The organism is Pseudomonas sp. NDM (assembly GCF_003105095.1).
Lineage (GTDB): Bacteria > Pseudomonadota > Gammaproteobacteria > Pseudomonadales > Pseudomonadaceae > Aquipseudomonas > Aquipseudomonas moraviensis_A.
Genome location: NZ_QETJ01000193.1, coordinates 1 through 8,182, shown reverse-complemented (window position 1 = coordinate 8,182; position 8,182 = coordinate 1). Strand labels below are relative to the sequence as shown.

The following is an 8,182-nucleotide window of genomic DNA, read 5'->3' as shown; positions in this document are numbered from 1 at the left end:
ATGATTTTCTGACTGACACACCGCTATCGCGAGCAGGCTCACTCCTACAAGGGTTCTCTGCTAGCCGGATGATCCAGCCAAAAAGGCACCGAAAGGTGCCTTTTGCATATCTGCCAGCGGCAAACCGACCTCGACCAGTGTCGCACTCAGCCCGCAGTCTGATAACGTGCGTCTATCGATTGCAGCCGGTATGCTTGGCGCGCATCTTCATGGACGCTTGCTATGACCCTCACAGAATTACGCTACATCGTTACCCTCGCCCAAGAGCAACACTTCGGCCATGCCGCCGAGCGTTGCCACGTCAGTCAGCCGACGCTGTCGGTGGGCGTGAAAAAACTTGAAGACGAACTCGGTGTGCTGATTTTCGAGCGCAGCAAAAGCGCCGTGCGCCTGACCCCGGTCGGCGAAGGCATCGTCGCCCAGGCGCAGAAAGTGCTGGAGCAGGCCCAGGGCATCCGCGAACTGGCCCAGGCCGGCAAGAATCAGCTGACCGCACCGCTGAAAGTCGGCGCGATCTACACTGTCGGCCCGTACCTGTTCCCGCATCTGATTCCACAACTGCACCGGGTCGCCCCGCAGATGCCGTTGTACATCGAAGAAAACTTCACCCACGTGCTGCGCGACAAACTGCGCAACGGCGAACTCGACGCGATCATCATCGCCCTGCCGTTCAACGAAGCCGATGTGCTGACCCTGCCGCTGTACGACGAGCCGTTCTATGTGCTCATGCCGGCCCAGCACCCGTGGACCAAGAAAGAATCCATCGACGCCGGCCTGCTCAACGACAAGAGCCTGCTGCTGCTCGGCGAGGGTCACTGCTTCCGCGATCAGGTGCTCGAAGCCTGCCCGACCCTGACCAAGGGCAACGACGGCGCCAAGCACACCACGGTCGAATCAAGCTCCCTGGAAACCATTCGCCACATGGTCGCGTCCGGCCTGGGCATCTCGATCCTGCCGCTGTCGGCGGTGGACAGCCATCACTACGCCCCCGGCGTGATCGAAGTGCGTCCGCTGACCGCGCCGGTGCCGTTCCGCACCGTGGCGATTGCCTGGCGCGCGAGCTTCCCACGGCCGAAAGCCATCGAGATCCTCGCCGACTCCATTCGCCTGTGCTCGGTGGCCAAGCCTGCCGCGCCGGTTACGGCCGGTTAAGCGAGCGTCATGACGGAGCTGTCGCAAGTGTCGGTGACGGCACTCAAGGGTGTCGGCGAGGCCATGGCCGAGAAACTGGCCAAGGTCGGCCTCGAGAATCTGCAGGACGTGCTGTTCCACCTGCCGCTGCGCTATCAGGATCGCACCCGCGTGGTGCCGATCGGCGCTTTGCGGCCGGGTCAGGACGCTGTGGTTGAAGGCACCGTCAGCGGCGCCGATGTGGTCATGGGCCGCCGCCGCAGTCTGGTCGTGCGCTTGCAGGACGGCACCGGCGGCCTGAGTCTGCGCTTCTACCATTTCAGCAACGCGCAGAAAGAAGGCCTCAAGCGTGGCACGCGGGTTCGCTGCTACGGCGAAGCCCGGCCCGGCGCCTCGGGCCTGGAAATCTATCACCCGGAATACCGCGCGATCACCGGCGACGAACCGCCGCCAGTGGATGAAACCCTGACCCCGGTCTACCCGCTCACCGAAGGCCTGACCCAGCAGCGCCTGCGCCAGTTGTGCATGCAGACCCTGACGCTGCTCAAGCCAAGCACCCTGCCCGACTGGCTGCCGACCGAGCTCGCCCGCGACTATCAACTGGCGCCGCTGGCCGATGCGATCCGCTACCTGCACAACCCGCCCGCCGATGCCGACGTCGATGAACTCGCCCTCGGTCATCACTGGGCCCAGCATCGCCTGGCCTTTGAAGAATTACTGACGCATCAACTGTCGCAGCAGCGTCTGCGCGAAAGCATGCGTTCACTGCGCGCGCCGGCAATGCCGAAAGCCACGAAACTGCCACCGAAATACCTGAAAAACCTCGGCTTCAACCCGACCGGTGCGCAACAGCGAGTCGGCAACGAAATCGCCTACGACCTCAGCCAGCACGAACCGATGCTGCGGCTGATTCAGGGCGACGTCGGCGCGGGTAAAACTGTGGTCGCGGCTCTCGCTGCATTACAGGCGCTGGAGGCCGGTTACCAAGTCGCGCTGATGGCGCCGACCGAGATCCTCGCCGAACAGCACTTCATCACCTTCAAGCGCTGGCTCGAACCGCTGGGCATTGAAGTCGCGTGGCTGGCCGGCAAGCTCAAAGGCAAGAACCGCGTCGCCGCGCTGGAACAGATCGCCAGCGGCACGCCAATGGTGGTCGGCACCCACGCGCTGTTCCAGGACGAAGTGCAGTTCAAGAACCTCGCGCTGGTGATCATCGACGAACAGCACCGCTTCGGCGTGCAGCAGCGTTTGGCGCTGCGGCAGAAAGGCGTCGGTGGGCGCATGTGTCCGCATCAGTTGATCATGACCGCCACACCGATTCCTCGCACCCTGGCAATGAGCGCCTACGCCGACCTCGACACCTCGATCCTCGACGAACTGCCGCCCGGCCGCACCCCGGTCAACACCGTGCTGGTCACTGACACCCGCCGCGTCGAAGTCATCGAACGAGTGCGCAGCGCCTGTGCCGAGGGGCGTCAGGCCTATTGGGTATGCACGCTGATCGAAGAGTCCGAAGAGCTGACCTGCCAGGCCGCCGAAACCACCTTCGAAGACCTCACCGCTGCGCTTGGCGAATTGAAAGTCGGGCTGATTCACGGCCGCATGAAGCCGGTCGAAAAGGCTGCGGTGATGGCTGAGTTCAAGGCCGGCAACCTGCAACTGCTGGTCGCGACCACGGTGATCGAAGTCGGCGTCGACGTGCCCAACGCCAGCCTGATGATCATCGAAAACCCCGAGCGCCTCGGCCTCGCGCAGCTGCACCAGTTGCGTGGTCGCGTCGGCCGGGGCAGTGCCGCCAGCCATTGCGTGCTGCTCTACCATCCGCCACTGTCGCAGATCGGCCGCCAGCGCCTGGGCATCATGCGCGAGACCAACGACGGTTTCGTCATCGCCGAAAAGGACCTCGAACTGCGCGGCCCCGGCGAAATGCTCGGCACCCGCCAGACCGGCCTGCTGCAATTCAAGGTCGCCGACCTGATGCGCGACGCCGATTTGTTGCCCGCCGTGCGCGATGCCGCCCAGGCCTTGCTGGAGCGCTGGCCGACCCACGTCAGCCCGTTGCTCGACCGCTGGCTGCGGCATGGGCAGCAATACGGCCAAGTGTGAGCACCGTCGCAGTTTGTGAAGGATCGTTCCTACAGAGCTGGTTATACTCCTGCCATTGTTTCAAAAACGGATACAGACCATGACTGACGCAGCTCTCGCCCCCGAACTCCCGCACGCGCCGTCTGTAATTCGGCTGCTGCTTGGCAAGCTGGGGATCGCCTACGAAGAAGTGCTCGATCACCACGGCCTCAATGCTTCGCGCAAGGTCCAGGCCGTGTTGCTGGATGACGCCGTGGGCGCGCTGATGGTGCTGTTTCCACAGAGCCAGTTGCTCGACCTCAATCGCCTCGCCGAACTCACTGGTCGCCGCCTCACCGCCGTGTCCACCGAGCGTCTGGAAAAGATGCTCGGCAAACACAACCTGAGTCTGCTGCCGGGCCTGCCGGCGCTCACCAGTTCGCCGTGCCTCTACGAGGAAAGCCTGCTGCGCGAGCCGAAGCTGCTGATCAACTCCGGCGAGCCGGGCCTGCTGCTGGAAATCACCAGCGAAGCCTTCAAGAGCATGCTGACCAAAGCCAGCGCCGCCAACTTCGGCGAAGCCCTGAGCAGCATCCGCCCCAACCTCGACCGCCCGGACGATGACCGCGAGGAGATCACCCAAGCCGTGCAGGCGTTCACCGCACGCCGAATTCAGCAGCGTCTGGAAGCGACCATCGAGATTCCGCCGCTAGCCGAAACCGCGCAAAAAATCATCAAGCTGCGCGTTGATCCGAATGCCACCATCGACGACATCACCGGCGTCGTTGAAACCGACCCGGCGCTGGCCGCGCAAGTGGTGAGCTGGGCGGCATCGCCGTACTACGCCTCGCCGGGCAAGATTCGTTCGGTGGAAGACGCGATCGTCCGCGTGCTGGGCTTCGATCTGGTGATCAACCTGGCGCTGGGCCTGGCCCTCGGCAAGACCCTGAGCCTGCCGAAAGACCACCCGCAACACACCACACCGTACTGGCAGCAGTCGATCTACACCGCCGCCGTCATCGAAGGCCTGACCCGCGCCATGCCGCGCGCCCAGCGCCCGGAAGCCGGCCTGACTTATCTTGCCGGCCTGCTGCACAACTTCGGTTACCTGCTGCTGGCCCACGTGTTCCCACCGCACTTCTCGCTGATCTGCCGCCACCTGGAGGTCAACCCGCACCTGTGCCACAGCTACATCGAGCAACATCTGCTCGGTATCAGCCGCGAACAGATCGGCTCGTGGCTGATGCGCTACTGGGACATGCCGGACGAACTGGCCACCGCCCTGCGCTTCCAGCACGACCCAAGCTACGACGGCGCATACGCCGAATACCCGAACCTCGTCTGCCTGGCCGTGCGCCTGCTGCGCAGTCGCGGAATTGGCTCTGGCCCGGATGAAGATATTCCGGATGCGTTGCTTGAGCGTGTGGGTTTGACTCGCGACAAGGCCAATGACGTCGTCAGCAAAGTCCTCGAAGCCGAAGTCCTGCTGCGCGAACTGGCCTCGCAGTTCAGCCAGGCCTAAAACGAAACAGGCCCGCTCCCCCAAGGATCACCAAAATCCCTGTGGGAGCGAGCCTGCTCGCGAAGAATCCACCCCAATCCAACGAACTCAGCGAAACCCCTGTGGCGAGGGAGCTTGCTCCCGCTCGACTGCGCAGCAGTCGCAAAACCAGCCGGCAGGGTGTGTCAGGCAAAACTCGGCTTTCAGGATTTGGGGCCGCTCCGCAGCCCAGCGGGAGCAAGCTCCCTCGCCACAAAAGCTCTTCTCATCAAGACTCGGCTCAAGCCTTAGGCTTAGCCTTCCTCGGCTTCAAATACTTCATCAACCCCTGAAACCACATCACCAGCGCAGGGTTGCCCTTAAGCTGGATCGACTTGTCCTGAATCCCCTGCATAAACGCCAACTGCTTGTTCTTCGCCTGCATCGTGGCAAAGCCATAACCGGCATCTTTAAACGCAATCGCAAACGCCGGCTCAGCCACCACGCCAGACTTGCTGGTGATGCGCTGATCCTTGACCACGAAATGCCGCGCCACTTTCCCATCCAGCGTCTGTAGCTGAAACACCAGATCCTTGTCACCCAACTGCTGCTGGAACGCGGGATTTGTCCGGCTGGCCTTGCCCATCAACAAACCCATCATCCACAGGAGAAAACGAAATTTCATGCGCACAGCCTCAAAAGGAAAATGAACGGCCGGGGCAGTGTAAGGGATTCGGACGATAACGCCAGTATCTGACGCTGTTGGAAGAGGATGCAGACCAATTCCTGCACGATGACTGCCAAGTCACGATTCCGCAAGCAACGTCCTACACCTGTTGAAACACATCCCTGTAGGAGTTGGCGAAGCCTGCGATCTTTTGATCTTCCGGACTGCGATGTATGGGGAAATTTCCTGCAAAGTGCGGGGCTGTCCGTGAACTAGGCGAGCTTGAAGACCAGCGATAGGCTTCCTGCGTCATCGGGTATTCGGTGACCGGATGTGCAAGTCCGAATTCGGGAGCAATTTCTTCTTACTCCAAGGGATTTACACCGATGACCAATTCAACTACCAGCACCGAGGACACCTCCCCCTACGAATCCTTCGATTCAAGAAAACTACATGAAGCCGCCGAACGCGCCCTCGATCACCACTTCGGCAAATCTGACCTCTCTCAGGCCTCACGCCGTGAAGGCCTGTTCAGCCTGAACCCGGACATCGATGCCGAAGCCCTCCTGGCCAACGCCTCGGAAGATCTGCTGTCCATCAGCATCATCGCTGCGGATCTTGCGGACGACATAGACGGCTCACGCCGCTCGGTTGCACTGGCATTGAGTAGGATGGCGGACGGGGTGAGATTGATGGTGGAAGGGACGCTCGACCATATTGAAGTGCGAAGCGTGGCGGCGAAGCCTTAGCGAGATTAGCGGATGAAAAAAGGGGAGGTTAAGCCCCCTTTCTCGATGATCCCTGGCTCACCACCGCCAGCCCGTCTCTGGCGAGACACCCATGGTGATGTCCTGATCAAATGAATACTTCTTCCTGGATTTGTAGCTCGTATAGGTCATCCCGTAGATTCGAGCACCTTGGCTGACCATTTCATATTCGCCTGTCAGCAAGCCTTCGGGAACCTCCACCCACGTTGTCGTGAACTGAGAGGGCCGCCCTTTGCCATGACTTCGTCTTCAGCACCTCGATAGACAAGGGGAATGACCTTTTGGGACTTCGTGTACTTGCCCCCTGCTCCGCTCCACCGTGAGACGGTGTGCCTTTAGCGATTCATGGGTAATTGAAAGCGCATCCTCACCGCGCAATAAGCGACGTCTTCTCGCAACAGACGGCCAGCCATCTCACAGTGCCCATCTGCGTACTTATTCCAAAGCGGATCATCGAGCTCATCCCCTCCCAACCGCTCGATTGCGGCGGCTAAATTTCTCTCGCGATCCCTCCCCGCAATCGCAGACGCCGCTTTGTAAAAACCATCCAGCGGTAAGCCCGTCTGTAGCGCAATCAACTCTCCCAGCCGAGCATTGGTCGTCTGCACCAGACACCCAAGCTTTTCGATTGGTGCTTCAGCGCCCGGCAACGCGGCTTCATAAAGCTCTTCGCAAAACGACTCTTTGAAGCGCACCCAGTTCTTTTGCACATCTCTGAGATGGTTTTGCTCTGCAGGAGCCAGAGTCGACATTGCTTTTTTGTATTGCTCGTTCAAGACGCCATCGACTTTGTTGAAGGTTTGCTGGCCGCAGGTGATCAAGTCCGGGTTGGAAAAACTGTCTGGGTTGCACGCTTGCCCAGCAAATAATGCGGAGGAAGCAGCAGAGATCAGGCAACCGAGAAGAAACGAAAATACTTTCACGCCGTTACTCCCTCCCTAGACGGTCATGTCTGTACAGCCAAAACAGCGGCGGCAACAACACCAACAGCGCAAAACCATCAAGCCACACGTGCGACCAGACCTGTTGTTGCGCCGAGAGCCACATGTCCTGCGGCGCCCATAACAGGATGCCGGCGATCAACCATCCCCAGACTGCCGGCACTTTGAGGCGATTGCCCAGATGCACCAATGCGAGCATGTACAGCGAATAACTCTGCAGCGTCGCGCCAAACAGCGCGAGCCACCAGACTTGTTGTTCGTGGCCGGCGGTGGGAACCGCATCGGCACCCCAGAACGACAGTTCGAGGACTTGCAGGTAGCCATCGAGCAAGCCGGAGTCACCGGCCCAGGTCAGGGTGAGACCGGCGAGGATATGCGTGATCGCAGCGGCATATAGCCAAAGCACCAACGCTGGGCGAAGCGAGGAAGAAGGGGCTGGCATTCCGTGTCCTAAGCGCGTTCCTTGGGGGTGGGGAGTTTAAAGGAATGCGTAGGGTTTCGGGGGTTGTCAGTAGCAGTAGCTGGGTTTGATTGGTGTGGTGGAGCTTTTCTTTAACTCATCCAAACGATTGATCGATCCTTTACTTCCCTTTGCCGCGCCCATTTCATAACAGGCCAAAGCACGGGACAAATCCTTGGTCACCAGTTCCCCCCGCTCGAAAGCGGAGCCTAAAGCACCCAACGCGTGGACGCTGCCCATGGTCGCAGCCCGGATCATTGATTCTTCAGCCAACGCTGGATGTTGGCATGAATCTGTTCCAGCCAATGTGTTGCCGTCGCAGTAATAGAGCGAGAGCATCAGTGCGCCTTCGGGCGAAGTAGCCGCTGCAGCTTTGATCAACGCCTCCAATTTATCCGTTGGCAACTGCGGCGCCATGCCCGAAAGGCTCAAACTTGCTGCACTCAAACTGGATTCCGGATCTCCGGAACGCGCTGCGCAAAGGTCATTTTCCAGTGACGCCTCGAAAAGCTCTGCAGTGAGACGGTACTGCTCCAGTCCTCCCAAATTACCGAAGGCGTTGGCACGTTGGCGTGTTCTGGTCAAACGATACTGGACACGGTTATAGGGTTTAGGTCATTTCTCATGCTGCCAAGGCTTCCATTGCTACCGGAGTCCGATATCCGTTGTGAC

General features: G+C 60.3%; 8 protein-coding genes. 4 read left to right on the top strand and 4 right to left on the bottom strand.

From position 1 onward, the window contains the following. Positions 1-222: 222 nt before the first annotated feature. The 3 genes from DCO47_RS23985 to DCO47_RS23975 all read left to right on the top strand — a co-directional run bounded on the left by DCO47_RS23985 (position 223) and on the right by DCO47_RS23975 (position 4,717). Positions 223-1,152: a hydrogen peroxide-inducible genes activator gene (locus DCO47_RS23985; protein WP_024014805.1), complete on the top strand. Its 930-nt coding sequence runs from the start codon at positions 223-225 to the stop codon at positions 1,150-1,152. Positions 1,153-1,161: 9 nt separating this feature from the next. Next, positions 1,162-3,237: an ATP-dependent DNA helicase RecG gene (gene recG, locus DCO47_RS23980; protein ID WP_041476627.1), complete on the top strand. Its 2,076-nt coding sequence runs from the start codon at positions 1,162-1,164 to the stop codon at positions 3,235-3,237. A 79-nt stretch (positions 3,238-3,316) separates the two neighbouring features. Continuing rightward, positions 3,317-4,717, top strand: coding sequence for an aminoacyl-tRNA deacylase and HDOD domain-containing protein (locus DCO47_RS23975; RefSeq protein ID WP_042608106.1), 1,401 nt, complete (start codon positions 3,317-3,319; stop codon positions 4,715-4,717). Between the two features lie 259 nt (positions 4,718-4,976). Here the strand turns inward: DCO47_RS23975 and DCO47_RS23965 are convergent, their stop codons facing one another. Further along, complete coding sequence (locus DCO47_RS23965; RefSeq protein ID WP_039757355.1) at positions 4,977-5,360, bottom strand: helicase; 384 nt, start codon at positions 5,358-5,360, stop codon at positions 4,977-4,979. 368 nt (positions 5,361-5,728) lie between these two features. On the opposite strand from DCO47_RS23965, the gene DCO47_RS23960 reads away from it, so the two are divergent. Beyond that, positions 5,729-6,091, top strand: coding sequence for a DUF6124 family protein (locus DCO47_RS23960; RefSeq protein ID WP_116659061.1), 363 nt, complete (start codon positions 5,729-5,731; stop codon positions 6,089-6,091). 353 nt (positions 6,092-6,444) lie between these two features. On the opposite strand, the gene DCO47_RS23955 is transcribed toward DCO47_RS23960, so the two are convergent. The 3 genes from DCO47_RS23955 to DCO47_RS23945 form a co-directional block, all read right to left on the bottom strand. Then, a complete protein-coding gene (locus tag DCO47_RS23955) occupies positions 6,445-7,032 on the bottom strand; it encodes a lysozyme inhibitor LprI family protein (RefSeq protein ID WP_116659060.1) in 588 nt (195 codons plus the stop codon). Between the two features lie 4 nt (positions 7,033-7,036). Beyond that, positions 7,037-7,492 (bottom strand): cell division protein, encoded by a 456-nt coding sequence (locus DCO47_RS23950; RefSeq protein ID WP_065616371.1) that lies wholly within the window; start codon positions 7,490-7,492, stop codon positions 7,037-7,039. Positions 7,493-7,558: 66 nt separating this feature from the next. After that, a complete protein-coding gene (locus DCO47_RS23945) occupies positions 7,559-8,095 on the bottom strand; it encodes a hypothetical protein (RefSeq protein ID WP_177434374.1) in 537 nt (178 codons plus the stop codon). Positions 8,096-8,182 lie beyond the last annotated feature (87 nt).